We start from the raw sequence: 26,819 nt of genomic DNA on the forward strand, positions 1-26,819 counted from the left end.
AATTTCTTTTACAACATTCAACTTAAAAGACATACTGTAATCGCGCTGAGTACGTTTGACATAATTGCTTCTTTCTTTCATAATAACGATTTCTTTTTTGTATCGCTATTTCAGGACGGGACATCTTAATAAATAAAAAAATCTCGCAATTGCGAGATTTTTTTTATTTATTCATTTGTTTTAGAATAGACAATGTTTTTTTATCTGTCTGATCTGCATAAAAAAACTTCAACACATCTTTGATAATTTTCTCTTTTGGAGCGATGAAGTTAAATAAAGTCAAGCTCGATTTTAGTTTCATTGCATCATTTTTTCCAAAAATTAATTGAGGAATAACTCCTTTATGACGCATTAATAGTACAGACAAAACTTCTAAATAATTTTCCCAAAGTTCTTCATCCTTCACAAAAGCTCTCGCTTCTTCTTTTGAAGAAATCGAAAACTCTAATGACGAATCACTCGAACCTAAACCAGCAAGTTGAGGAAACATAAAAACCATCCAATTCGTTTGCTTTTTCCCGGCATGAACTTCCATCAAAATTTCGTCGTACACAAAGCTTTGTGCATCATGAAATCGTTTCAAATTAAATTTATCGTTTGGATCTTTTTGTTTGATTAAATCTCCTATTTTCATCTTTTATTTACTAAAATAAGGAAGCAAAGATAAATCTTAATTTAGTAACAAACTTATAATTATATTAGACAATATTTATTATTTTTATTTTTCTATTCAACTAATTATGAAATTTCACTTAAAAAACTTATCACTTCTACTTCTCCTATTTTTAATTACCAATTCTTGTCAATTTTATAGCAATACAAAAGAATACAAAAAAAGCGCTGTTGTATTTATGGACAACATTATGAATGGCAAGATTGATGAAAACATTGATTTATTTGCTTTAGAACATGAAGGAATGAAAAACATGGATAAAAATGTTTTGAACGAAGGTCTGTATCAATTCAGAACTGATATGATATCCCAATACGGAAAAGAGGTGGAATTTACTTTTTTAGGCGCAAATAAACATTATTCGACCAACAACAATACTATTCCAAATTCTACAAATGTTAATATATTATTTCAGAATGATAAAAATTATGGTATTATAAAATTCATTTACGATGATAATACCAAGAAAGTTTTAAATGTAAGTCCAGAATTTTCTAATCAACCTCTGCCTTCAATGGTGTTATTTTATGCTGTTGCAATTATAGGTTTAGCGATTCCTATTTTTAATATTTATGTGTTTAATATGATCAGAAAAAGTCAATTAAAACTTAAATGGTTAAAATATATTGCTTTAATATTTTTAAATTTTCCGACTATTAAATATGCGCCATTAGATGGTTTTGATTTTCAGTTTTTTAATTTTCAGTTGCTTGGTTATGGTTTCAACTTTGCATCAATCTTTTCTACTTTAGCAATTGCCTTACCAATCGGTGCGATTTATTGGTTTTGGAAATTAAAGAAGATTCAAAAAGAACAAGAATACAATCAATTCGCTGAACAATTGATAAATGAATAAAAAAAATGCCTCATCAATCATGAGGCATTTTTTCTATATTTATTTTATACAATAATTACATTCTTTCTGGAACACCTATTCCTAATAAACGTAACGAATTTTGAATTGTATTGGCAACCCATTGAGAAAGATACAAACGGAAATTTTTCACATTTTCATCTTCATTTTTCAAGATTGGATTATTTTGGTAGAACGAGTTAAATAATTTCACCAATTCGTACACATAATTCGCAATCAACGCTGGACTCATTTCCACAGCTGCTTTATTAATCGTATCTTCAAAATCATATAATGCACGAATAATTTCTTTTTCTGCATCATTCAATTGAATAGAATTTGCATCAAACTCTTTTGGAGATTCTTTTCTCAACAATGATTGAATACGTGCAAACGTATATTGAATAAATGGTCCTGTATTACCATTAAAATCTACTGATTCTTTTGGATCAAATAAAATACGTTTCTTCGGATCTACTTTCAAAATATAATATTTCAAAGCTCCCATCGCAATTGTTTCGTACAATTCAGCTTTTTCATCTTCCGATAAGCCATCCAATTTACCTAACTCTTCCGAAATTTCTTTGGCTGTTATGTATACATCTTCCATCAATTCGTCCGCGTCGACAACTGTACCTTCACGAGATTTCATTTTACCATTTGGTAAATCAACCATTCCGTATGATAAATGATGTAAAGCATCTGCCCAAGAAAAACCTAATTTTTTAAGGATTAAGAATAAAACTTTGAAGTGATAATCTTGCTCATTTCCTACAACATACGTCAATTCTTCTAACGTTGGATTGTTCTTGAAACGCTCTACAGCAGTTCCTAAATCTTGTGTTATATAAACTGAAGTTCCATCTGAACGTAAAACTAATTTCTCATCCAAACCATCTTCAGTCAAATCAATCCAAACAGAACCGTCATCTTTTTTGAAGAAAACACCTTTGTTTAAACCTTCTTCAACAATATCTTTACCTAAAATATACGTATTTGATTCGTATAAATATTCGTCAAAAGCAACCCCAAGACGTTTGTATGTTTTCGCAAAACCATCGTACACCCAACCATTCATCGTTTGCCATAGCTCAATCACTTTCGGATCATGTGCTTCCCATTGGCGCAACATTTTTTGAGCTTCTAAAAAAATTGGAGCCTCCTTTTTTGCTTCTTCTTCCGTTTTTCCTTGCGCTACCAATGCTTTGATCTCTTCGCGGTAATGTTTATCAAATTCTACATAATATTTTCCAACCAAATGATCGCCTTTCATATTTGTAGATTCTGGTGTTTCATCATTTCCAAATTTTTCCCATGCAATCATCGATTTACAAATGTGAATCCCACGATCGTTGATAATTTGTGTTTTGATCACATTATTTCCTGCCGCTTCTATAATTTGAGCAACCGAAAAACCTAACAAATTATTACGAACATGTCCTAAATGCAGCGGTTTGTTTGTATTTGGAGAAGAATATTCTACCATCACAGTTCTCGAATTCTCGTCAACTTTCGTAATTCCGAATGTAGCGTTTTGAGCATTTTGAGCAAAATTTTCTAAAAAATCTACAGAATTTAAGCTCATATTCAAGAAACCTTTTACAACATTAAATGCTGTAATTTTATTATTTTCGACCAAATTTTCACCGATTTTAGTACCGATATCTTCTGGTTTACCTTTCAAAGTTCTAATTAATGGGAAAACAACTAATGTATAATCACCTTCAAATTCTTTCCTTGTAAACTGAATTTCAACAGATTCTGGGTTAATTTGATAAACGTTTTGAATCGCTTCTAAAACATTCTGTGTGATGTATTGTTTTAAACTCATTTTATTCCTTTTTACTTAATCGAAATGCAAAAGTACAAAGATTAGACGAATTTAAACGGATTGCTCATTGAGTTTTTAAGAATTCATCAAGAAAACTTATCTTTGCCAAATGAAAGCTACATTCGCGGATTTCGAATTAACAAAACAATTGAATTCAGCTTTAGAAAAGTTGAATATCACAACCCCTACTCCAATACAAGAAAAATCGTTCAGACCGATTCTTTCTGGACGTGATATAATGGGTATTGCACAAACAGGTACAGGTAAAACATTGGCTTATTTATTGCCTTTGCTGAATACCTATCAATTTTCTAAAACAAATCAACCAAAGATTGTTATTCTGGTTCCGACTCGCGAATTAGTGGTTCAGGTGACTGATATTTTAGAACAATTAACTGAGTTTATCAATGTTCGTGTGCTTGGTATTTATGGAGGTGTTAACATTAACACACAAAAATTATTGGTCTACGAAGGTGTCGATATTTTGGTTGGAACACCAGGACGTGTATTGGATTTAGCGATTGACAATATTTTATCATTCAAAGAAATGAAAAAATTAGTGGTGGATGAATTTGACGAAATGTTAAGTTTAGGTTTTCGCCCGCAATTGATTCATTTGTTTACCATGATGAGTGATAAACGTCAAAACATTCTATTTTCTGCAACAATGACTGATCAAGTTGATGATATGTTGCATGAATACTTTAAAAATCCTGTCGAAATTTCTTTAGCTCGTTCGGGAACACCATTAGAAAAAATAGCTCAAGCAGCTATTGCAGTAGAAAACTTCAATACGAAATTAAATTTAGTTAGCTATCAATTAGAAGATAAAGCAAAATTTGAAAAAGTTTTGATTTTTGCAAACAATAAGAAACATGCAGATTTAATCTTTAATCATTTAGACGAAATTTATCCTGATGAATTTGGTGTTATACATTCGAATAAATCGCAAAATTATCGTTTGAGAACGATGGAAGCTTTTTCTCGAGATGAATATCGTGGTATTATTACAACTGATATTATGGCGCGTGGATTAGATATTCCTGATGTAACCCATGTTATCAACTTTGAAATTCCTGATGTACCAGAACAATATATTCATCGAATTGGACGTACAGGTCGTGCAGATAAAAAAGGTGAAGCTATTTCTTATTTTTCTGAAAAAGAAATTGAACGATTAGATGCTATTGAAGAATTGATGAACAAAGAGATTGATGTACTTCCCTTCCCTGAAGACAAAGTGAAAATTAATCCTGTAAAACGTGAATTCGAAAAAGAAGTTGTAAAAATGAAAGCGCTTACAACTGTAAAAATTGAAGAGCGTGGCGCTGCTTTTCACGAGAAAAAAGATAAAAATAAAAAGGTGAATTTAGGTGGTCCTACAAAACGTAAGCCACCAAAATCTAAACCTAAAAATCGTGGTCAGCAAAAACAAAAAGCAAAAGCACGTAAAAAAGGAAAATAATAGAAAAGCGACCAATAGGTCGCTTTTCTTATTTTAAAATCTGTTTGAATTTTGATTTAAATTTGGCTATTTTTGGTCCAACTACAGCCGAACAATAAGGCTGATCGGGATTTTCGTTATAATAACCTTGGTGATAATCTTCGGCTGGCCAAAATTGATCTAAAGGCTCAATTGTTGTAACGAATTTATCCTCATATAAAGTTCCGTTATCGAACTTCTTCAACGAATTTTCTGCTTGTTTTTTCTGTTCTTCTGATGTGTAAAAAATACTCGAACGATATTGTGTACCAACATCATTTCCTTGTCTATTTAATTGCGTTGGATTATGAATATTCCAAAAAATTTCTAATAATTCTTCATACGAAATGACTTCATTATCAAAAGTTACTTCAACTACCTCAGCATGATTGGTTTCTGTATCGCAAACTTGACGATAAGTTGGATTTTCTACATCGCCTCCTGCGAATCCAGAAATAGCCTTCTCAACTCCATTGATCGAATTAAATATTCCTTCGACACACCAAAAACAACCAGCTCCTAAAACTGCTACTTCTTTACTCATAAATAAAGGGTTATTAATTATTAATCTACAATAATGTGCACAAAATTTACAACTTATTGTATAATTTTAAATACAAAACGTTCAGAATTTTCATTCTGAACGTTTATCAAATATACAATTATATTTATATCATTCAATCCAATAAGAACACTAATCTTTTGTGGTCTCTAAATCGAAGCCCCAATCAATTCCTTTCTTAACGAATTAAACCACTGAAATTAAATGATTTAAAAAATGTGTTTTTGTCGAGGGTGAGATTTAGGGGGATTTTTGGATAAATTGGTATTCTATAAAGAGTCCTCTATTTCGTTTACAAATATAGGAAAAAACATCAAAAAGAATCTATAGTTATTACGTTACACCCACATTATTTTTAGCTATTATTAATTGATGTAAATAGCGGGCTTTTAATTCAAAAAATTTTAAAATACAACATTTATATATTTGATTATCAGAAGAATTATTTCAATTTTCAAAAATTAATTTATATTATTAACATTGAGTATTAAAACCCAGCATTTAAGACCATTTCTGAGCAACTACGTTCAAGTAAATAATGTATGATTCTTTGCTAATATATTCAAGAAAGCATTGGTGGTCTCGCATTGGTGATATCTCAACTGGAGCAAACGATTTTTCACCATTCATACTTATAGCTATTTTTTGATTTAATTGCAGTTCTATATTTATTATCTGGTTAAGATAATTATATGTGGAATTAATGTCCCCAGTTGAAGCAAGATGAGCATGGGTATAACCATCATCATCAATCTCAATACTATAGTACATATCTTCTGTTTTAGAGTATTCAAAAAATTTTAAAACTAAATCATCATAAAATAAAACATCTGATGTGTCTTTAAAATTTATAGTTACAACCGTAATATAATTTCTTGAAGTTTTAGATTCAAATTCTTTAATAATTTTGACTGGTTTCTTTGATTCCTTTGGTTTTCTTTTTCTCTCTCCTATTCTCACTATTTCATCTACTAAAATTTCATATTGTATTTTATTATTTTTTGTCAGAGATTGAATTACATAATTACAGCCTGAATTAAAGGCTTTAAGAGCATTTCTTTTTAATTGTCTTCCACTAATTTCAATTAGGTTATTTTCTACAAAGTATCGAATTGGTTTATATTCTTTCATATTATTACACATGAGCATAATGAGCCCTTTTATATATAAATACCAACCAATTTTAAAAAGTCAACTTATGACCTAAAATAATTTTTGCAAAAAACAACAAGTACCTAAAAAATAGACGTTTATGAGTTTATATTTTTAAAAAAAAATTATACAAAAACCTTAAAATTCAACATTATTGAAAATTATGTCCTATTAAATTGACTATTAATAATAAATTTTATAAAATAATTTTTTCGGCAACCTGCTCCATATTAATACCTATAAGGTAGGGAGGGGTATTTAGCAGGATACACAGGAACCCCTCCAGAGGTAGGGTAATAAAAAAAACTCAGCTTTATACTGAGTTTTCTATTCTAATAGTATTCTTTTATATATTCGTATGCTCGTTGAAACAACATCTCATTTTTATGCAATTGGTATTTCAACAGAGCCTTTCGCAATGATTTTTGCACTTCACGTTCTCCAGCAGCAGTAGTTTGCCAACCCGGAAAACGAACCACTCTTACAATACCATCAATATCATTTACAATACGCTCAACAACTGCTGGTGTTTCGTCTGTTTTAAGCTCAATAAATAACTCTGTTAGTGCTGCAACGGGCGTTTTGTTGATTAGCTCTTCCTCCATTTCTTTTTCCGCTTGTAGAGTATCCTTAGCAAGTTTACACAACTCTTTCACGAATTCAATGGAAGTGATTAACCCTTGTTCTGCTCTAGTTCTAAGATCTTCTAGACGTTCGCTTAATTTTCTAAATTTAGTATCACCACCGTATTTCTTGAAACGTTTCACTAAAATTTCCTCTATCCTCTTCGCTTCTTTTGGATCTGGATTGTTGAAAATATTTTCTATTACATCTGCATCAAGTATAAATTCTTCTAAAACATGTACGTCACCTACCTTAATGTTTTCATGCATCAATTTTGTAGTTGCATTTCCTAAAGTCATCCACAATAACTTACCAGTATGTGTAGATGCTGGACGAACCGATTCAAATATGCCTGTCAACCATTTAAAATCCGCTTGATAAGGATCTAATATACGATCTGGTGATAATGATTCCCAAACTTTCATTAAAGGTTTAAAATCCTTTGCAAAGGCATCTTTCAGCTCATCAGTCTTTAGTTTTTCTTGTGCAGCCTGAATTCCTTCATATCCATCCAAATTACGATCTACCCCATCAAAATGTGAAAGTGCATTTTTCATTAAATCTGGAAGTTTATCTTTAAGTTCATTTAGATTCGTAATAATAGACCTCATCGTTTGATCATCAAATTGTAAAGCTTTTGCAGCATCGTCAAAAATCCCAAAATAGTCTACGATTCGACCGAACTCTTTATTCGGATATAATCGGTTGGTTCTACAAATTGCTTGTAATAGCGTCACATCTTTTAAAGATTTGTCTAAGTAAAGAGTTTGTAGAATTGGCGCATCAAAACCAGTTAATAATTTAGCCGTAACAATAATAAACTTTAGTGGAGAATCTGCTTGATTAAACTCTTCAACTATTTTTTCTTGTTGGGATTTATCTACAGCCCATTTCGCTTTAAAATCGGCATCATCATTAGCTGTCGTAGAGAAAACAATTTTACTTGCTTCGGTTGGAAAATGCCTATCTAACTCTTCTTTGTATTGAACACAAGCATAACGATCTGGAGTAACAATCATCGCCTTCAGTCCATTAGGCTCCACTTTTTCTCTAAAGTGCTTTGCGATATCTTCAACTATTTTTTCAACACGCTCTGGCGCTTTTAAAAAGCTCGCCATCTTAGCTGACTTTTGATTCAATAAATCTGCATCTTCATCGTTAAGATCCACACTTGATTTTAATTCTTCAAATGCCTTATCTAATTCTTCTTTATTCAAATGCACATCCACTAAACGCGGTTCGAAATGTAATGGTAGCGTCGCTCCATCTCTTATTGAATCTTGAAACGTATAGCGTGATAAATATCCCCCATTATCTTCTTCTGCTCCAAATGCCCAAAATGTATTTTTATCCGCACGATTAACAGGTGTTCCTGTTAAACCAAATAAAAATGCATTAGGTAAAGCTGCTCGCATTTGTCGACCAAGATCACCTTCTTGTGTTCTGTGTGCTTCATCCACTAAGACAATGATGTTATCGCGTGTATTCATATCAGGTTTAGCATCTCTAAACTTATGAATCATCGATACGATAATTTTACGTGTATCACGTTCTAAAAGGTTTTGTAATTCGATAATATTTTCTGTCGTCACAACATTAGAAATATCTGCTGCCTTAAGTGTTCCAGAAATCTGTGTATCTAAATCAGTACGATCTACTAATACTATCACCGTAGGACTTTTTAACACAGATGTGTTTCTCAATTTTTGTGCAGCATATACCATTAAAAATGATTTTCCTGAACCTTGGAAATGCCAAATTAAACCTTTCTTTACTTTACCTTCTATTACACGATCAACTATTTTATTTGCTCCCTCGTATTGCTGGAAACGCGGTAAAACTTTTATCAGTTGTTTTTTGTTGTTGGTACTGAATAATGAGAAGTTTTTAAGAATATCCAATAAGCGTTCTGGATGTAATAAGTCATTTAGTTCTGCACTAACATCTTCTAGACTAGCGTATTTTAAAACCTTGCTTTCATCTAAATCCATTCTCCATGGTCCCCAAAATTGCAATGGTGTACGAATACCTCCATAACCAAAGGTTTTACCTTCCGTAGCAAAGTTTAAAATGTTTGGAACAAATAATTGAGGAATTGAATTTTCATAAACACTTATTATTTCATTCGCACCATCTTGCCACGAAATTGAAGGTCGTATTGGAGTTTTTAATTCACCAACCACCACTGGAATTCCATTTATGTATAACACAATATCTGGAATTTTTGTTTCTCTTGCATGGACCCTTAATTGATTGGTAACTATAAACTCATTGTTTTCGAAGTTTTCGAAATCTATTAAATGAATAGGAACGTGTTGATTATTTTCACCGAATGGCATTGACTCATTCCCACACATCCAATTATGAAAAGCTTTATTTGCTCGCACCAAACCAATTTGATCCACAGACAATAATATTGCACGTAATTTATAAATTACCTCATCAGCCAAATGTGGATTATCCGCTATGCTTAGGTTTAAGCGTTGTAAAGCTTGATGAAGATTTTCCTCTAGTAAAACTTGATTTGTACTACGGTTTAAATCTTGTGGAGCAACGTATTGCCACGGTTTATTTTTATATGTTAATGGAGATTCTTCTACAATAGAACTATTACCTAGTTTAGCACCAGCTAATTGATCTACCACAAAAGCTTCTACCGTATTTGTTTCGTTAAATTTCATGTTAGTGTTGTTTATAGTAATAGTAGTCTTAGGATTGTAATATCATTTCAAGTTTTTCTTCTACAATTGATAATCTTTCATCTAGCATAATTGGGTGAATGTGCGCAATTAAAGCTTCTTCTAGAATACCTTTATTTTTTAAGTTCATAAATTGAGAAACGATAAAGCTCTTTACTTCATCTTCTGCATTTATTATCTCATCTACTATTGTGGTTCTATTGTCTAAAATATAAATGATATCTTCTAAATCATGACTTGTTCTAAAATCTTTCCCTCTATCATTGAATGCTTCAAATTTTGAAGCCAAATAATATGGAGAAGATAATATGTTTACCGTCTGTTCTTTTACATCTACTTTCCATAGATCATTAAAACCCTTTTTATACCATTTGTTTGATGGTCCATTTGGTCCATCTTCTGGCGCCATAATATCAACAGGAATGTCCATGTATTTGTAACTACAAATTGCATGTCCAAATGGATCTGGTGAAAAACCTAATGTATTCAATTTTTCTATTAGATCATTCCAAACAGAGAAATTAGATATGTTAGCAATATTCACCGTAAAATCGATGTCCGCAGTAGGTCTAATCTCATCTGCCGCAGGATCATCTGTATATAAACTAACTACAGCTCCACCAACAAACACGACTTTATCGTTAAGATCTTTTAATGCTTCTGCAATTTTAGCAACAACACCAACATTTATTGTTTTATTCTCCATTTAAAATTCTATATTTCAGTTCCTGTACAGCTAGTTCTTTTTCTCTAGCACGGCCAACGCGTATTGCATCAACCAATGCTAATAACTCGTGCAATTTTGAATCTTGTAAGACTGCTTTTGGGACTGTTTTGTATAATGGTTCTATTCCATGTCCTTTTTCATTTCCTTTACCATAGGGCCAAACATAAAATTCATTACTTTGAATAATAGTACTTAATGGTGCTGTAGAATGTGCTGTAGCTACACCACGTACAATTGATCCTGGTTTTTGTGGAAAAACATACGCTACACCATGTTCTAGAAACTCTAATAAAGCAAAACGCATTACCGATTTTCCTTTCGGATTTAGCAAACCAGCGTATTTAGATCTTGCAACGGATTCGCTTACTTCAGACTGACTTAATCCTAGTTGTTCTGCTATTGGTTTTTGTTCCCAGTTTTCATTGTTTACAGCTATTATTTTTAGTAGTAAAACAATATCTTGTGGTTTCATTTGTTGGCTCTTCTTCATATATTGCATATCGCGATACGCAATATTACAAATTTTAATTCTAAAAAACAATAAATTAAAAACTCATATTGCGTATCGCGATACACGATACGTACATAAAGTAAAACTATTTTAAAATAATTTTTATATCCTCAATTAACTCCTTAAAACCTGAATTAGCAGTTCTTCCTTTAATCCAATTATAATCTAAAGCTCCTTTAAATTCGGCAAAATCCATTCTAAGATCAACTGCTTCATTGGTATTTGATTGCTCCTCTATTATTTCTAATCGTTCAGGAATAGCTGTTAAATACTGACCTGGATTTTTAAAATATCTTGTATTCAGTTTAATATATGCATCATCAATTTGATTTCCTACTGGACGCTCAATTACAACAATTGCATAATTTTCATTGTTAACTTCCTTTACTGCACGTTTTGCTTGTGAAATAGCAATATTAATTGGATCGGTATTATTATGTCTACAAGACTTTAACTCTAAATAAAATGATTTACCATTCACTGGATTAGTAACTCTTATGTCATAAGCACCACCTCCTGCATGAATTACCTCTTTTTCAACTTGATAATCTTTTAATAATTCTATGAAAGCTATTTCAACTTTAGAACCAACTTCTAATAAATTATTAAACTCCTTTTTCTTTCTAGCTTCTTCCCTTGCATAACTCATTACATTATTAGGTAACCCATCAGGAAATAAATCCGTAAGTTGAGTCAATTTTGAAATACTGGTTCCTTTATCAATAATATTGATAATTTGATTAATCTCACTTAAGCTATCTACAACTTTTTGCAAATCATCTGAACTAATTTCAGATTCAGCAAGTTTTAACAAACTATCTTGTTTTCCACTATTTCTGATTGTTATCGCCTTCACCTTTTCCTCTTCATCAAAACTTTCTAAGAAAAAATTAGAATAAGATCCATTAAATGTTGGAAAGTAGTGGGACAACTCACTCCAATTAGGAAAACCTTTATTTTTTAACCATTTCAATAACAGGCTAAGCCCTTCGATTTCAGCTTTTGTCAATCTAGAGTTTTCATCTAATCGTATTCTAAAGATATTATCTATTTCAGTAGATAAACTAAGTGTGTTTTTAAATTTTGTGGTAGGTAATAATGTAGAATTAGTATTATAAATTATATCATTTAGCAACTTACTGAAATAATTAAGACCAGTCATTTTATTATACACTTCTATCAGTTCAGTATCTACATCATTATCTACGTAAATATCAGCGTCTCTATTAACAAAATTCCCATCTATAGATTTACAAGGTATAATTGAGTACTGAGTCAGTAATCCAATTTCGGATTTTACAACATAGCCAATAAAATTGGATAACCACGATGTTGTTTCTTCTTTATTTTTTTTAAGTATTGCACTTAATCCAGTAATGCTTCCTGTTGATTCCACCAACCTAACGGCATCAACTAATCTAAATGGAACTGTTTTAAAAATTGTAAAATCTATATTTTTTAACCATTTAGTATATTCTTCTCTGTTTGGTACCTTATTTAAAATAAGTTCAAATATCGTATCATAAAATTCCACATCTTTAGATTCTGTTTTGTTTTCAGGGATAAAAGGAATTTTAAGAGTTGCGTACGACACAATATTATCATGACAGTTAACAAAACTGATGCTATCGAAGATTAGTTTAAATTCCTTTTCTATTGTGTCTTGATACCATTTTGCATTTATCAACAAATTTTTTATTCGATCACTTTTAAGAGAAACCAAATTGTATAAATTCTCAATCCCATCATTTGCTAGTGTTTGAAGTAATTTCTTATAGGCTTGTACACCTAAAACTAAGCACCTTCTATTTTCTGTATCATTTACAGAAATATTAATGCCGTGTCTTTCTGTTTCTGGCTTAAAATTATTAGAATGAATACTTACTGGAAATGGAAATTTTTCCGACCCTATCATTGGTAGGTATAAAAATAAAACAGCAATATCTTCAGGATATTCTACCACTTTATTGTCTTTTATCTCAACGGCAATAGTTACTTCTGATTCGGTTACAAATCGAACTATTATATCATCTTTTTTAGATTTATTTATTTCTTGACCTATTTTGCAAATACCTTTATCCTCATTTCTTTCTTTTTGAAAAAAATACATCTCTTTAGATTCCGTATTATCAACAAATCGAACTGAATTTAATTTAGGAAGAAAGGTAAAAACCAAAGGAAGTATTTTACATGCATAAATTATTCCTTCCTTTGCTATTTTTTTTGTTTCTATTGAAGGTGTTAAACTTTTTGATAAATCATAAGTAAATTTTGTTTCAAACGTTCCTGGAATATGCTCTACTTCAGGATGAAACTTTTTGAATTGTTCTTCAGAATTACCAATTGATTTTATTAAATCCGGTTTAGATAAATAAGACGATCGCTCTAAATCAAATTTAAAAGTATAATGTTTATCCTGTATGTATTTATCCTGCACAACTCCCTCCACTTGTATCAATGAAGATAGAATATGAGTAGAAATAAAACCACTACCAAAACGCCCTATATATTCTGCTGTTATATCTGTATCATCTTTGTCTGAATCTGGAGTAATTAAATTTTCAACATCTACTAACTTAAATGGTTTCCCATTATGACGAAATACCAACGAAGTAGAGTTTAGTTCTACCTCTACATCTACCAAATCATTAAAATCACTCGCGTTTTGAACTAATTCCCAAAACCAACGATATTGTAATATATCAACCTTACTTGGAATAGGTTCTAACTTTTCCAAAAGACGTTTAGCTGGTATACTTAATTTTTTTTCAGTTTCAGTTTCCGCAATTTGTTCTTCAAAAGATTTTGAGATGGGTTGATTCATTAAATAACTCATAATTTATGGTTTTATTTAGTGGTTGTTTATTGGGTTGAATTCTAAATTTTATTCTGTAATTGACCCATAGATCTGTTTAGATATCTCTAAAACATTATCTCTATCCCAGTTGTTAAAATGGATTTCGTGTTGGAATTTTGGCCATTTCCCCGTTTGTTCTCTGTGTTGAAAAACTAATTCCGCTTCAATGGCTTCTACAAAATTAATTATTGATTTGTTCTTCTCCTTATCGTCTGTTAATGTTGCATCGAAAACAAAAACCAGTAATTCCATTTGATCGATTTCATTTTTCCATTTATAGCCATGATATCCTGTTTTACCATTCGCTCTAAGTCCATTATTTAAACGTGTGGTGATCGATTGAGAGGTATAACCGATGTACACGATCTCTCCAGCAATCTTCATTACATAAATCTTAGGAACTTTATTTTTGGTTAATGGTGCTGAAAACCGAGTGGGATTACCATCTAATTCTATCACCATGTTTTTACGAGACGTTACGGTCTCCTCAATTTTTAACCGAAATCGATAAGGAGCTGAATACTTCATTAAAACATTTGATTAATCAACGCCTTTTGCAACGCCTTCGAAGATTGAAGTTTGGATTCTAATTCTTTAATTAACTTTAAACTATTATCCAGAATTAATGCTATATCTTTTTGTTCGTTATTTTTAGGCATTAAAGTTACCGTACTATAAAAGTCTTCTAAAGACAAAGTCATTCTTGTTACACCTTTACTTTTTAGCGTAAATTGATTCAAAACTTTTGGATTATTAAACATAAAGCGCTTAAAGTTGAGGTCAATATCATATTTATCATTAAACGAAAGTCTAACTAGGTGATAACTATATAAAGTTTTCTCTAAATCTTCTACAACTACACACGAATGACCTATATCATCTTTTGTTTCTGAACTCGGCGTAAATAATACATCTCCTTTATTTACTTGAAATGTTTTAATTTGATTCTCTTTTGCACTTACTTTCATAAATTCTAAAGAGCTGTCAATTATTTTCGATTTATTACCGTAAACATCCATATAATTTACAAGATTTATTATCTCTTCTGATGAATTAATCTTTTTATCCACCCCACTTGTAGAAACTGTACCAAGTTCTTTTACGGATACTTCGTTTGCATTATAGGAGTTTTCTATAAAAATATTTTTTAATTGACTATTATACAAAACTTCCAACCTTTCCAACACTTCCAAATCCTTTTCAATAACCTCATCCATTGCCCATAATAAATCGGCTAATTCGGCTTGTTGGTCTTTTGGTGGAAGAAGGAATTCGTAGTTGGCAAGGTCTTTAAACTTTACTCTAGGAGATAATCCACCAGCAGAATGTTTTACTGCATAATCAAAAAACTTTTCGTTATGAATTACAAATGGTAATAAACGTACATCTAATTTATCGTTAGCACGCATTACTGTAATATCACCTGAACATACTCCATTAAAAGATGCTTGTGCAGCTTTCTTTAAATAAGCTCTCCTACGCCCAAATAAAATATCTCCCGCTCTAAATACTTTAGTAAACGTGGTGTCGGTATCATTAGAAAAAGAATTTCTTAAATGTACATCTCCAGATACGATATGTTCTAAACCAACAATATGCTCAAAACCTTCTGCAATAATATCTTTGGCTGTTTCTTTAGGTTCAAACACTATTTCTCCTAAAGTTACTTTTTCCCAATTATCTTTGTTTATTTTAAATTCCATGTTCTATTAATTCTGAAATAATTGGTTCATTGATTCTGATAAAGTTTCACTTGCTGTCTTCCAGTTTTGAAAATCAGTTTTGAAATCATTATTTAGCTCAGTATTAGTTAAAGCATCTGGTCGAACATATAAACTAATCGAAAGATTACCTTTATATTCTTCTAAAACTTCATTGTTATCAATAACTACTGAAAAATCGCTTATAGTATCATATTGCTTAAAGGCATTGAAAATTTTATCAATATGTTGCTCTGATAGGAAACTCATTGTTTTTTCGTTTCTTACTTCTTTTACAGCATTAATAAATAGAATCTTCCCTTTCTTATGCACAGGTTTATTATTATTGGTAATTAATAAACATGCCTCCATTGGAGAATTGTAAAACAAGTTTGGACCTAAACCAATCACTGCTTCTACCACATCAGAATCGATCATATTACGACGCATTTCAGCTTCACTATCTCTAAATAAAATTCCATGCGGCCAAAGCGAAATAGAGCGTCCGTTGTTCTTATCTAACGATTTTTGTATGTGTTGTTGAAATGCATAATCGGCACAACCTTGTGGAGGTGTTCCCCAAAGGTTTCGTCCCCAAGGATCGTTTATAAACGACTTTTGATCCCAAGACTTAATAGAATATGGTGGATTCGCTAAAATTACGTTAAACGTCTTTAATTGATCGTTTTCAAGTAATCCTGGTTCAGCCAATGTGTCCCCACGTACAATTTTAAACTCCTCAATTCCATGCATGAACATATTCATACGTGCAATGGCAGAAGTAATCAAGTTAATTTCTTGTCCGTATAATTTTAGGTTTCGGTATTCTTTACCTTCTTCTTTAAGGTGCAACGCACAGTTTAGTAACAACCCTCCAGAACCACAAGTTGGATCGTAAACACTTTCGCCTGGCTGTGGATTCATAATTTTGGTCATTAACTTTACAACCGTTCGATTGGTGTAAAATTCTGCTGCTGTATGTCCGCTGTCGTTTGCAAATTCCTTAATTAAATATTCGTAGGCATTTCCCAATTTATCATCAGCTACATTCGCCAAATTTAATTGGTATTGTGAGTAATGCTCGATTAAGTTAATTAACGTTTCATCAGACAAACGATTTTTGTTGGTCCAGCTGGCATCCCCGAAAATACCTTCTAAGGTATCTGGGTTAGCTTTTTCAATTTCACGCATGGCATTCTGAATTGCCATTCCCACATTAGTTGTGGTTTCACGTACATCTTGCCAATGGGCTCCTTTCGGAATCTCGAAACGGTGATTTTCAGCAAATAAAGCATACTCTAAATCGCCATCAGATTCTTCTAAAGCTTGTTGGTATTCTTCGTCGTATACATCACATATACGTTTAAAGAATAACAATGGGAATATATATTGTTTGTAGTCGCCTGCATCTATTGTACCACGTAATGCAGTAGCAGCACCCCACAAATATTTTTCTAGTTCTTGTTGTGTCATTAAATTATAACATTTGTAAATTGATCATAAATGGTTTTAACAACTTCTGTTAAGCCTGTAAGATCATTTTTATTTGTATCTATTTGTTTTAGATCTTCAAAAGGAATATGTACAGCTAGTTCATATCCAAAAGATAGATCAAATTGATTTCTATTTGATTTAATTAATTTATTCTCCCAACCGCATTGAGCTCTCCAATTAAATTTTTCTACTATAAAATTATCATCAAATAGTTTTTCTACTTTCTGCCAATCAGAACGTTTTTTTCTTCCTGCAAAATCATTGAACGTTATTTTAGAATATAAAGTAGAATTATCTACTAAACAATCTTCTCCAAACCATAACCCAGTAATGTAACGTTGACCATTAAATTTAATATGGAACATTTTTCTTACAGGATAGTTCTTACCATTTACTGTGAATTCTTCTTTAAATTGTGGATCCTTATGGAAAATACTTCTTCCTTGAGCTTTTGTGTTACCAGGGTAAACAGCAACTACCAAACTACCATCTTCATGAATCCTATAAATTACTTCTTCAGCCCAAGGTTGATTTAATTTTAACCCTACACGATCTCTAATTTCAAACTTTTGATAATCTTCTGTTTTTTCTAGTTCACTTAATACAGAATCAAATCTTCTTGAAATAGCATTTTGATCAGTAGGAGAAACAGATAACAATGCTGGTTCTGGTAACCATTTATAATTATGTAATTTAACCAAATTTACAAAGTCACTTAAAAATCGATTGGGTGATCCAATAGAACGTTCAAAGCTAAGAACTTTCACTGCTATGTCCATTAGTTTTAACCAATTTAGATCAAATGGAGTAACTAAATTATCCTGTTTCGATAATGTAATTTCATTATGGTTAAATACATTAAAAATCTGATTATATAATTGAGCTGTACAGTCAACCGCGTCACGTTTAGTTTCAATTATAATTACAACATTATTTATTCGTAGTACGATATCACATATTGGGTCATATTTCGTATGTTTACTTTGATTCCAAAAATGGTCGTATGTCATTTCATGTTCACTCAAAGACACAGCGAAAACATGTTCAAATTCCTTTATATCACTGGAATTTTTTTGTATTTCTATTGAAATATCGTTTGAGTTATTGATATCGTCAAAGAACTCCGTGAAGTAATTTGAATTACCAAAAATAAATTTTAAGAATTCATGGAAAAATAATGGATCTTCCTGTAGGCATATAGCTAATGCTCGAGTTAAATCGTTTTCTAATTGGTGATTTCTCTCTTTTTTAGTGTAAGTTTTAAATACGTTTAAGTGTGCGTTCATGGTTAGGTTATAAATATTTATTCAAGATCTTTTTAAATTTATTCTCAGCCTCTTGGCTTGCTTGCCAAGCTTGTTTTAATTGCTCCATTGCTTCTTCTACTGAAGGTAAATTATCTTCAATAATTTTATCGATGTACAATGGAATATTCAGGTTGTAATCGTTTTCAATTATTTGGTCCATTTCAACTACTTTCACATAGTTTTCTACATTCTCATAATTCGAATACCAAGAAAATAATTGATCAACATGGTCTTTTTCTAGGAAGTTCTGGGCACGACCAACTCTGACTTGATCTGAACCATCAACAAATAAAACTTTCTTCTTTTTGTTCGAATCTTTTACTTTCTTGAAAACTAAAACACATGCGGCTAATTGAGTTCCGTAAAAGATATTTGGACCCAAACCTATTACAGCTTCTAGAAGATCCATCTCCAATAAAGCTTTACGAATTTTAAGCTCTGAGGCTTTACGGAACAAAACACCATGTGGGAGAACTACTGTCATTCGACCACTAGCATTTAAAGAAGAAATCATGTGCTGAACCCAAGCCATATCTCCATTACCTTTTGGAGGAACACCAGCAATGTTACGACCATACGGATCGTTCAACCACTGATCAGCTCCCCAATCTTTTAATGAGAATGGTGGGTTGGCTATTACACAATCAAACTTTTTTAATCCATCTGCGTCAAAAAATGCTGGGCTACGAAGTGTATCCTCACGTGCAATTTGAAAATCTTCCATCCCATGTAAGAACATGTTCATACGAGCTATAGAACTTGAAGTTAAGTTCTTCTCTTGCCCATATAACTTTAATGTACGGTAATCCTGATTCGTCTCTTTTAAATGATCAACACACTCTAATAGCATACCACCAGTTCCACAAGCTGGATCATAAACAGATTCACCTTCTTTTGGATCTAGGATTAATCCTAGTAAGTTTACAACTGATCGAGGTGTATAAAACTCACCAGCTTTTTTATTGGTTAAATCCGCAAAATGCTTGATTAGATATTCATAAGCATTTCCTAACATATCTGCTTCTACATTTGCATTAGATAATGTATATTGAGAGAAGTGCTCGATTAAATCGATTAATAAACGATCTGATAATTTATTTTTATTACTCCATTGTGCATCTCCAAAAATTCCAAACAAATGGTTCTGGTTCGCTTGCTCGATTCCTCTGAGAGCTTGTTCAATAGCCTGCCCTACATTGATAGTTGTTTCACGTACATCATTCCAATGACATCGTTTTGGAATCTCAAATCGATGGAATTCAGCTAATGAAGCATATTCCTCATCACCATCAGACTCTTCCAATGCCATTGCATATTCTTCATCATATACGTCTGAAATCCGTTTAAAAAATAGTAATGGAAATATATAAATTTTGAAGTCTGAAGCATCAACAGGCCCCTTTAAAATCCATGCTGCTTTAGATAAGTATTGTTCAAGTTCTGACAAACTTAGTTTTTCTCCTTTCATTAGTTGTATTAGATAATGTTGCAATTTAGGTAAAACCCAATAATAAAAAAAGAAGCCTTAATAGCTTCTTTGATTCTTTTTTGTTAGAACAAAAATTAATTATAGAAAAACATCTATGCTAAAAGATAAGAATAAGTTTTCATAAATTTTATCTATTTTAATAAAAATGTTATAAATAATTTTTATATTTAAAGTTTAATTACTACATTTGCAACATCAAATTTTGGAATTAATAAAAAATAAATAATCCATTTAGCTCTTTGAATGAGCACCCGATCTCTTAGAGGTCAACAAAAAAATTAATCCTTATGTGAAAGCACATCATTGATTTTAAAATTTGAAAAGAAATGGCTGTCAATAAGCCCAAACAACCGTACAAGTTGAGTGACATACTTTACAGTAGTGATGTATGTGCAAAGCTTCGAATCAGCAAAAAGACACTCCAACGCTGGGAAAAGACAAAGGGTTTTCCGTTGAGAAGAAACAAACATACAAATATGAAAATGTACGTTGAGACTGAAGTTGTAGAGTGGTTGTTGAATGACAAGAAGTAGAATAAAGGGGGCTATTATGCCCCCTTATTTGTATCTGAAAAATTCTGAATCCAAATCCTTTGTTGCTTCGAAAAACTCTATTGCTCTATCTATTTCGCTTCTTTTGTCATACAAGCTGAATGCACTATTATCTGACATCGCTTTATGTGTCATCATTTGTACTTTATTACGGTCAACCCTAAGATTTAAAAGGTTGGTAATAAAGCTCGCGCGACAAACATGACTACTTGCAACTTGTGTCATTTTCTTTACTTCATTAACTTTTCCTACACCATAAATAGTACGTTCAAGAGTTACTTTATCATTTACTTTCATTTCCGTTAATAATGCTCTTATCTGCCTTGTTATAGTGGTCACACTTTCATATTTAGGAAATTCTCCTAGTCGATCATAAACCTCAAGGGCTGGTTTCATTAGAGGACTTAATAACTTTATACCAGTTTTATTTGATATATTTTTAACACCAAAAAATTCTACACCAGATGGAGTTGTGATTGGTTGAGGTTGTTGACCATGCAACAACGAAACACTCTGGTGACGCATACCAGTTGTACTTGCTAACATAATATAATCCTTTGCGTGTTGTGTTGGCTTAGTTAATGCTTGATGATTATATATTTTATATAAAAGATCTTCATCAAAATAGAAGTCCTTTGAACCTTTACACGCACCTATGACAAGTCGTTTATCGTCAAGATGTAATGTTGGATGAAGATGATAACCTCTTATGCGAGCTTCACCAAGCATATATTTTAAACGACTCGTAAAAGTATTAAGAGTATTTAAAGAATATCCTTCTTCATTTGTTATACGACTCTTACTTTTTTGGTGATTTACTTTTAATTTTATTTGACCTATTGCTATTTTATTAAGAATATCAATCATTGAGACAAAGACATCATAACTAAGCTCATGTACATATATTTTTTTTTCAATAAATTCTTGATAATTTTTGACGTGAGTGTTTACTTGAATGTATTTTCTCATTGACGACTCAGCTAACTTTTTCTGTCCTTTTCTTACCAACTCTTTCGACTCTTCAATATAATCTTCTATGAAATCAGTAACCAAAATTTCATCTGATTTCTTTTCAACAACTTTTTGTTCTCTACCAAGATTTTGTAGTAATTTCTCTTTGAATTGGTCTTTTGATGGTATTAAATCTACCCCCATAAAATAAGATTCTACTTTACTAACCGCACTCTCAAAATCTTCTAAAGCTCGCTTAAATACCAGAACTGATGGTTTCTTGGATGTTTTTATTAATTGTGAGTTATAGCGATAATTCTCACCCTTTTTACCAAAATCATCTGGGTTTATTGTTTTCCCTATAGATAGTTTTAATCGATCATTTGACTTATTAAATACACCAGTAATATAAGCATAAACTGGCTGAGCTTTTTCCGTGTCCTTACTTTTTAACTGATAGTTAATCATATAGTTATATATTTTAAAATTATTTATTAAACAAAAATACCCCAAAATCTCGAGGTGAGAAATAGGGGTACTTTTAATGACTCAAAGTGTTTTTTAATGTCTTTTATTGTCTCTTAATATCTTATTAATAAAATAATTCAACTAAATGACTTATAATGTATTACGTTGACTATTAATCATTTACCGACTCCAATTCGAAGCCCCAATCAATTCCTTTTGAAATTGCAGGAACTCCTTCGCTCATCCATTTCGGAGCTGGCTGATCTTTTAGGTAATGATCAAAAAATTGTACTTGACGCTTTTGAATATCATTTCTATTGGCACGTTTAATCAAGTTATGATCGTCACCGTTGTAGTTTAACATCCATGATGGTTTCCCTAAACGACGCAATGCCATAAACATTTCAATACCTTGATACCAAGGAACTGCACCATCTTCGTCGTTATGCATAATAACTACAGGCGTTGTCACCTTAGGCATATTAAATAATGGTGAATTTTCGATGTATAATTCTGGTGCTTCCCACAATGTTTTACCAATTCTACTTTGCGTTTGCTCGTATTGAAATTGACGACTCATACCTGTTCCCCAACGAATTCCACCATAAGCAGAAGTCATATTTACAACTGGAGCACCTGCCCAAGCTGCTGCATACATATCGGTAGCTGTTATCAAATGTGAAACTTGGTAACCTCCCCAACTCTGACCTTGAATACCAATTTTATCACCATTTACCCAGTTATTTTTCTTCAGAGCTTCTACTCCAGAGTTTATATAATCCTCAGCAGACTTAGCTGGATGGCCAACTGTATACGAAATATCTGGTGTAAATACAATATAATCGTTACTCACAAAATACGTATGATTGATTCGTGAAGGTGTTGGTGCAGGCGCTTGATAACGATTCAAATTATCTGAAAGTTTTTCGTAGAAGTAAACAATCATTGGATATTTTTTGTTTGGATCAAAATTCTCTGGTTTATACACCACTCCTGTTGCGTTTTTTCCTGAATACGTTTTCCAAGTTACCAATTCTCCATTCCCCCAATAATAATCTTTTTGTTGCGGATTGATAGCAGAAACTTTTTTCTCATCCTTAAAATTCGTTGATACATAAACATCCGGAGAGTTTCGGAATGTTTCTTTGGTATAAATATATTGGTTGGCATTCAATGCTTTCGTCATTTTTTGAGCACCCCATGTATTCGACATCACTACTTTTTCGGGATTTTTAGCTTTCGAAATAATAGTTTGATAAACACCTGATTGTTTATTCTGATTATTAAAAGCACCTAAATAAAGTTGCGTATCACGATTTATTGTTTTGAGTTCTTCATTCAACTGATTAATATCAAATGTAATATTGTGTTTACGACCAAAACCATTTGTTACATTTTCTGGACGACGATTTCCAACCAAATCAAATTCCCAAATATCATAACGATCTTTGATTAATACTGTTTCGTCATTATCTGTAAAATAAGCAACTCCATACGCTTGTGCTAAAGTTGGTGAATCATTTTCCTCATCATAAAACTTAACTTTCAGTTTTTTATTCAAAACTTTCGTTTGTTTTGTTTCGATATTATAACTCGACCATAGTCCATTTTCTGCATTATAATACACCGCAAACTTTCCATTTGGAGACATTTCTACTCTTCCTGCTAAACCTTTTGCAAATAATTCTCGCTGTCCATTTTTAACATTCACAATGTAGTAATCTCTACGTCTTGTTAAATCCCAATTTGAAATTAATCGATAGGCATTGTCAGAAGTTCCTAATGCAAAATTTGAATTTCCTTCGTTCAAGATTTCAACTTGATTCATGTCTAAATCTGCTAATTGCGTCACTTTTTCTGGATTTGAAAAATCAATCACAGATAAATACGAACGTTTTTTCTCTCGTTCAAGATTCTTTAATTGTTGCGGTTGAATAAATTCGTCTTTGTAACTCCAAACATCAACCTTTGCATGATCTTCTGCAATTATTGTAGTGTCTTTTTCAACTAATTTCGGCATCAAACCTATGAATAAAAAATTTCCATCTTTACTAAATTTTGGCTGACGGTTTTCTGAAACTTGCCAATTTTTTTTCAATCCTAACAATTCAGTTTTCTTTATCTGTTGTGGATTTTTTGTTGATGTATGATATAAATAATAGGTTTTGTTCTCCTTTTTCTCTTCATCTGTCGTACCAACAAACGCTACTTTACTTGCCATTTCGTCAAATGCAAATTGTTTAAATTCACCAATTGTATCCACCAACTGCTTTTGAGCAAAAGTTGCCGTATTCACTAAGAAAACACCGTATTTTGTTTGATCTAAACTATCTTTTTTCTCTTGTTTTGTCGAAAAAATTAATTGTTTACCATTGTCGCTGAACTCATAATTCATCACATTTTTGAACGATTTTTTCTGACCAGAAATCAAATTTCTTAAAACCAATTCTAAAGGCGTGTCTTTTTTATCTTTTCCTGCGGATTTTACAGGTTTATCTTTTGTTTTTGTTGAATCTGACTTGACATTTTTATCGTTCTTCAAATCTTCTTTTTCGACTAAATAAGCTAAAAATGAACCTTCCTTTTTAGGCGTTTTAAACGATTTTATATTGGGTAATTTTTCAACTTGATTAGTTGCAAGATTTAAAATCCCGATCGAATCTTTTGCAATTTCGTGTTCTTTTTTCTTTTTGATTCGAACCAATTTCAAATCTTTGTAAAAAGGTTTAATCTTAAAAATAGCAAATTTAGAATCTGCTGTAAAAACACTTTGTTCACCTCGATGAAAACTTAAATTTTTATCCGTTTTCAGACCAAAAAAATTCAACGTATTATCGCTTTCTTGTGCATTTACTTGATAAGCTACCCAAGAACCGTTATTCGACAATTCTTTCATTCCGATTGATTGCCATTCATCAAAAACAGTCAAATCAAGAGGTTTCTTTTGCGCATTAACACTTGTTGACAATAGAGCTATAGCCGCAGCATACATCGCCTTTTTAGTTAGAAGTTGAGAGGCATAATTTTTCAAATTTTTAGTAGATAAATTCGATTTCATCCTAATTATTATTGTGCGTTAATTTTTAATAGAGTTGTGAAAATACTAAAGTTTTTACAAAGTATTCGTATTATCTCTCATAATCATTGTATCGTTTGTATTTTTGTTCAAAATATCATTTAAATGAAAAAATATCTTTTAAGCATTGGTTTAGGAATTTCGATGATCTCTTTGGCTCAAAATATTCAAATTGTACCGCTTGGCGTTTATGGAGGAAGTAATGAAAGTAATCTTTCTTCTTATTTAATAGGAGAAGAATCGACGAACGACTACTTGGCTTTAGATGCAGGAACGATTTATGCTGGAATCAATAAAGCAATAGAAAAAGGCACTTTTGAGGAAGAAATTGGAAATGTTCTAAAAAATTATATCAAAGGATATTTTATTTCGCATGGACATTTGGATCATCTTTCTGGAATGATTATTAATTCTCCTGAAGACTCGAAAAAACCTATTTATGGTACTTCGGAAATGATTGATGTCTTGAAAAATAAATACTTTACAAATGATGCGTGGGCAAATTTTGCAAATGAAGGAGAGGCTCCAATTTTAAATAAATATACATACAATTATGCCAAAATAGGCACTCCATTTAATATAGAAAATACAAATCTCACTGGAACGATTTACGAATTGAGTCATGTCAATCCATTAAAAAGTGCTGCTATTTTAGTTGAAAATTATTCGAATGCCGTTTTATATTTTGGCGATACTGGAGCTGATCGTATAGAAGGAACAACAAATTTACAGACGATTTGGAAAGCTATATCACCAAAAATAAAATCGGGTAAATTGAACACTTTGATGTTAGAGGTTTCTTTCCCTAATTCGCAACCAGAAAATTTATTATTTGGTCATTTAACACCAAAATTAATCAACGAAGAATTAGGAGTATTAGCGAAAATCGTTGGAAAAAATAAATTGAAAGGGTTAAACATCATCGTTACGCATATTAAACCAAAAGGAGATTATGAACAAAAAATAAAAGAAGAATTACTACAAGATAATCCTTATATGATTCATTATATTTTTCCTCAACAAGGTGAGAGAATTATTTTAAAATAAATAACTATTACTTTATTTATTATTTAAAGACATAATAATTTTTAAGTATTTATTTTTGTCGGTCAATTTTTATCATTTTGATAAAATAGCACTATTGTTCTTTCATTAATTGATTTGGCTATTCTACATTTGAATAAACCAAAAGAAAAAATGACCACGCAAATAGGAGAAATTTTATTGATCGACAATCAACAATATATTATAGCCGAACAACCGTTACACCATTATTTTAAAAATTTAAAACATCCTCCCTATTTTACACCTCCGTCTTCAACATGTTGGAGAGGTTATTATGGAAAATGGGAATTACGAAATGATAAATTATTCTTAATCAATTTTAAAGGATATTTAGATGGGTTAGATGAAGTTGAGCTGGACTATTTGTTTCCAAAAAGTGAAGAAGTTTTTGCCATTTGGTATTCTGGTATTATTAAAATTCCGCAAGGAAAATTATTGGAATTTAACCAATTAACGCACACCTCAATTTATGAAGAAGATTTGATGTTGTGTTTTGAAAATGGAAAACTAATCGATTATATCGTCCATAGTAATTGCACAAATTCTGAACGAGAAGTTGAGATCTAATCGATTGACTGCTTCACAAACTTGTCGGTGGATTCGTCTTGTTATTTGACCATATTATTCTTTCGAATTCACCGATTATTACCAAATAAAAAAGCCAACTTAAATAGACTGCACCCAAAAGTTTGGACAGATTAAAAATTAATAATTATAAAAATGAGTTCGATATTGTATCGGGCTCA

19 protein-coding genes are annotated in these 26,819 nt (G+C 31.5%); 4 read left to right on the forward strand and 15 right to left on the reverse strand.

Features of this window, described 5'->3' with window-relative positions; genetic code table 11:
- Positions 1–163: 163 nt before the first annotated feature.
- Positions 164–634, reverse strand: coding sequence for a DUF1810 domain-containing protein (locus tag HX088_RS11610; RefSeq protein WP_260543343.1), 471 nt, complete (start codon positions 632–634; stop codon positions 164–166).
- A gap of 217 nt (positions 635–851) precedes the next feature.
- Between HX088_RS11610 and HX088_RS11615 the strand changes: the two genes are divergently transcribed.
- Complete coding sequence (locus HX088_RS11615) at positions 852–1,529, forward strand: hypothetical protein (RefSeq protein ID WP_286484240.1); 678 nt, start codon at positions 852–854, stop codon at positions 1,527–1,529.
- A gap of 55 nt (positions 1,530–1,584) precedes the next feature.
- Here the strand turns inward: HX088_RS11615 and argS are convergent, their stop codons facing one another.
- Positions 1,585–3,357, reverse strand: coding sequence for an arginine--tRNA ligase (gene argS, locus HX088_RS11620; protein WP_284583773.1), 1,773 nt, complete (start codon positions 3,355–3,357; stop codon positions 1,585–1,587).
- A 109-nt stretch (positions 3,358–3,466) separates the two neighbouring features.
- On the opposite strand from argS, the gene HX088_RS11625 reads away from it, so the two are divergent.
- The gene (locus tag HX088_RS11625) at positions 3,467–4,822 is read left to right on the forward strand and encodes a DEAD/DEAH box helicase (protein WP_260543350.1); all 1,356 of its coding nucleotides are present in this window, start codon (positions 3,467–3,469) and stop codon (positions 4,820–4,822) included.
- 28 nt (positions 4,823–4,850) lie between these two features.
- Here HX088_RS11625 and msrA read toward each other — a convergent pair whose 3' ends face one another.
- From msrA to HX088_RS11690, 13 genes are all read right to left on the reverse strand, one after another.
- Entirely contained in the window at positions 4,851–5,384 is a 534-nt protein-coding gene (gene msrA, locus HX088_RS11630; RefSeq protein ID WP_171621746.1) for a peptide-methionine (S)-S-oxide reductase MsrA, read from the reverse strand.
- A gap of 519 nt (positions 5,385–5,903) precedes the next feature.
- Positions 5,904–6,533, reverse strand: coding sequence for a hypothetical protein (locus HX088_RS11635; protein ID WP_286484241.1), 630 nt, complete (start codon positions 6,531–6,533; stop codon positions 5,904–5,906).
- Between the two features lie 353 nt (positions 6,534–6,886).
- Positions 6,887–9,859, reverse strand: a complete 2,973-nt coding sequence (locus HX088_RS11640) for a type I restriction endonuclease subunit R (protein WP_286484242.1) — start codon at positions 9,857–9,859, stop codon at positions 6,887–6,889.
- A gap of 28 nt (positions 9,860–9,887) precedes the next feature.
- Positions 9,888–10,583: a nucleotidyl transferase AbiEii/AbiGii toxin family protein gene (locus HX088_RS11645; RefSeq protein WP_286484243.1), complete on the reverse strand. Its 696-nt coding sequence runs from the start codon at positions 10,581–10,583 to the stop codon at positions 9,888–9,890.
- Complete coding sequence (locus HX088_RS11650) at positions 10,573–11,076, reverse strand: hypothetical protein (RefSeq protein ID WP_286484244.1); 504 nt, start codon at positions 11,074–11,076, stop codon at positions 10,573–10,575. Before HX088_RS11650 ends, HX088_RS11645 begins: the two co-directional genes overlap by 11 nt.
- A gap of 124 nt (positions 11,077–11,200) precedes the next feature.
- On the reverse strand, positions 11,201–13,951 hold the full coding sequence (locus HX088_RS11655; RefSeq protein ID WP_286484245.1) for a sacsin N-terminal ATP-binding-like domain-containing protein: 2,751 nt from the start codon (positions 13,949–13,951) through the stop codon (positions 11,201–11,203).
- Positions 13,952–13,999: 48 nt separating this feature from the next.
- Positions 14,000–14,500: a hypothetical protein gene (locus HX088_RS11660; protein ID WP_286484246.1), complete on the reverse strand. Its 501-nt coding sequence runs from the start codon at positions 14,498–14,500 to the stop codon at positions 14,000–14,002.
- Positions 14,500–15,675 (reverse strand): restriction endonuclease subunit S, encoded by a 1,176-nt coding sequence (locus HX088_RS11665; protein ID WP_286484247.1) that lies wholly within the window; start codon positions 15,673–15,675, stop codon positions 14,500–14,502. Before HX088_RS11665 ends, HX088_RS11660 begins: the two co-directional genes overlap by 1 nt.
- A gap of 6 nt (positions 15,676–15,681) precedes the next feature.
- Entirely contained in the window at positions 15,682–17,145 is a 1,464-nt protein-coding gene (locus tag HX088_RS11670; RefSeq protein WP_286484248.1) for a type I restriction-modification system subunit M, read from the reverse strand.
- On the reverse strand, positions 17,145–18,452 hold the full coding sequence (locus HX088_RS11675; RefSeq protein WP_286484249.1) for a hypothetical protein: 1,308 nt from the start codon (positions 18,450–18,452) through the stop codon (positions 17,145–17,147). The genes HX088_RS11670 and HX088_RS11675 overlap by 1 nt, the downstream gene beginning before the upstream one ends.
- A 7-nt stretch (positions 18,453–18,459) precedes the next feature.
- Positions 18,460–19,941 (reverse strand): type I restriction-modification system subunit M, encoded by a 1,482-nt coding sequence (locus HX088_RS11680; RefSeq protein WP_286484250.1) that lies wholly within the window; start codon positions 19,939–19,941, stop codon positions 18,460–18,462.
- A 578-nt stretch (positions 19,942–20,519) separates the two neighbouring features.
- Entirely contained in the window at positions 20,520–21,932 is a 1,413-nt protein-coding gene (locus HX088_RS11685) for a site-specific integrase (protein WP_286484251.1), read from the reverse strand.
- Between the two features lie 172 nt (positions 21,933–22,104).
- Complete coding sequence (locus HX088_RS11690; protein WP_286484252.1) at positions 22,105–24,990, reverse strand: alpha/beta hydrolase family protein; 2,886 nt, start codon at positions 24,988–24,990, stop codon at positions 22,105–22,107.
- Between the two features lie 123 nt (positions 24,991–25,113).
- Here HX088_RS11690 and HX088_RS11695 point away from each other — a divergent pair, with 123 nt between their 5' ends.
- Both HX088_RS11695 and HX088_RS11700 read left to right on the forward strand, forming a co-directional pair.
- Positions 25,114–26,055, forward strand: a complete 942-nt coding sequence (locus HX088_RS11695) for an MBL fold metallo-hydrolase (RefSeq protein ID WP_286484253.1) — start codon at positions 25,114–25,116, stop codon at positions 26,053–26,055.
- 150 nt (positions 26,056–26,205) lie between these two features.
- Positions 26,206–26,640: a hypothetical protein gene (locus HX088_RS11700; RefSeq protein WP_260543363.1), complete on the forward strand. Its 435-nt coding sequence runs from the start codon at positions 26,206–26,208 to the stop codon at positions 26,638–26,640.
- Positions 26,641–26,819: the final 179 nt, after the last annotated feature.

Origin of the sequence: Empedobacter sp. 225-1, from assembly GCF_030328185.1 — a bacterium.
GTDB classification, from domain to species: domain Bacteria; phylum Bacteroidota; class Bacteroidia; order Flavobacteriales; family Weeksellaceae; genus Empedobacter; species Empedobacter stercoris.

Excerpts from the sequence above, each read along its gene's own strand:
- argS (WP_284583773.1), bottom strand. The coding sequence starts at position 3,357 with ATGAGTTTAAAACAATACATCACACAGAATGTTTTAGAAGCGATTCAA.
- HX088_RS11615 (WP_286484240.1), top strand. The coding sequence starts at position 852 with ATGGACAACATTATGAATGGCAAGATTGATGAAAACATTGATTTATTT.
- HX088_RS11640 (WP_286484242.1), bottom strand. The coding sequence starts at position 9,859 with ATGAAATTTAACGAAACAAATACGGTAGAAGCTTTTGTGGTAGATCAA.
- HX088_RS11660 (WP_286484246.1), bottom strand. The coding sequence starts at position 14,500 with ATGAAGTATTCAGCTCCTTATCGATTTCGGTTAAAAATTGAGGAGACC.
- HX088_RS11610 (WP_260543343.1), bottom strand. The coding sequence starts at position 634 with ATGAAAATAGGAGATTTAATCAAACAAAAAGATCCAAACGATAAATTT.
- HX088_RS11685 (WP_286484251.1), bottom strand. The coding sequence starts at position 21,932 with ATGATTAACTATCAGTTAAAAAGTAAGGACACGGAAAAAGCTCAGCCA.
- HX088_RS11700 (WP_260543363.1), top strand. The coding sequence starts at position 26,206 with ATGACCACGCAAATAGGAGAAATTTTATTGATCGACAATCAACAATAT.
- HX088_RS11625 (WP_260543350.1), top strand. The coding sequence starts at position 3,467 with ATGAAAGCTACATTCGCGGATTTCGAATTAACAAAACAATTGAATTCA.
- HX088_RS11690 (WP_286484252.1), bottom strand. The coding sequence starts at position 24,990 with ATGAAATCGAATTTATCTACTAAAAATTTGAAAAATTATGCCTCTCAA.
- HX088_RS11645 (WP_286484243.1), bottom strand. The coding sequence starts at position 10,583 with ATGGAGAATAAAACAATAAATGTTGGTGTTGTTGCTAAAATTGCAGAA.
- msrA (WP_171621746.1), bottom strand. The coding sequence starts at position 5,384 with ATGAGTAAAGAAGTAGCAGTTTTAGGAGCTGGTTGTTTTTGGTGTGTC.
- HX088_RS11655 (WP_286484245.1), bottom strand. The coding sequence starts at position 13,951 with ATGAGTTATTTAATGAATCAACCCATCTCAAAATCTTTTGAAGAACAA.
- HX088_RS11695 (WP_286484253.1), top strand. The coding sequence starts at position 25,114 with ATGAAAAAATATCTTTTAAGCATTGGTTTAGGAATTTCGATGATCTCT.
- HX088_RS11650 (WP_286484244.1), bottom strand. The coding sequence starts at position 11,076 with ATGAAACCACAAGATATTGTTTTACTACTAAAAATAATAGCTGTAAAC.
- HX088_RS11635 (WP_286484241.1), bottom strand. The coding sequence starts at position 6,533 with ATGAAAGAATATAAACCAATTCGATACTTTGTAGAAAATAACCTAATT.
- HX088_RS11665 (WP_286484247.1), bottom strand. The coding sequence starts at position 15,675 with ATGGAATTTAAAATAAACAAAGATAATTGGGAAAAAGTAACTTTAGGA.
- HX088_RS11680 (WP_286484250.1), bottom strand. The coding sequence starts at position 19,941 with ATGAAAGGAGAAAAACTAAGTTTGTCAGAACTTGAACAATACTTATCT.
- HX088_RS11675 (WP_286484249.1), bottom strand. The coding sequence starts at position 18,452 with ATGAACGCACACTTAAACGTATTTAAAACTTACACTAAAAAAGAGAGA.
- HX088_RS11670 (WP_286484248.1), bottom strand. The coding sequence starts at position 17,145 with ATGACACAACAAGAACTAGAAAAATATTTGTGGGGTGCTGCTACTGCA.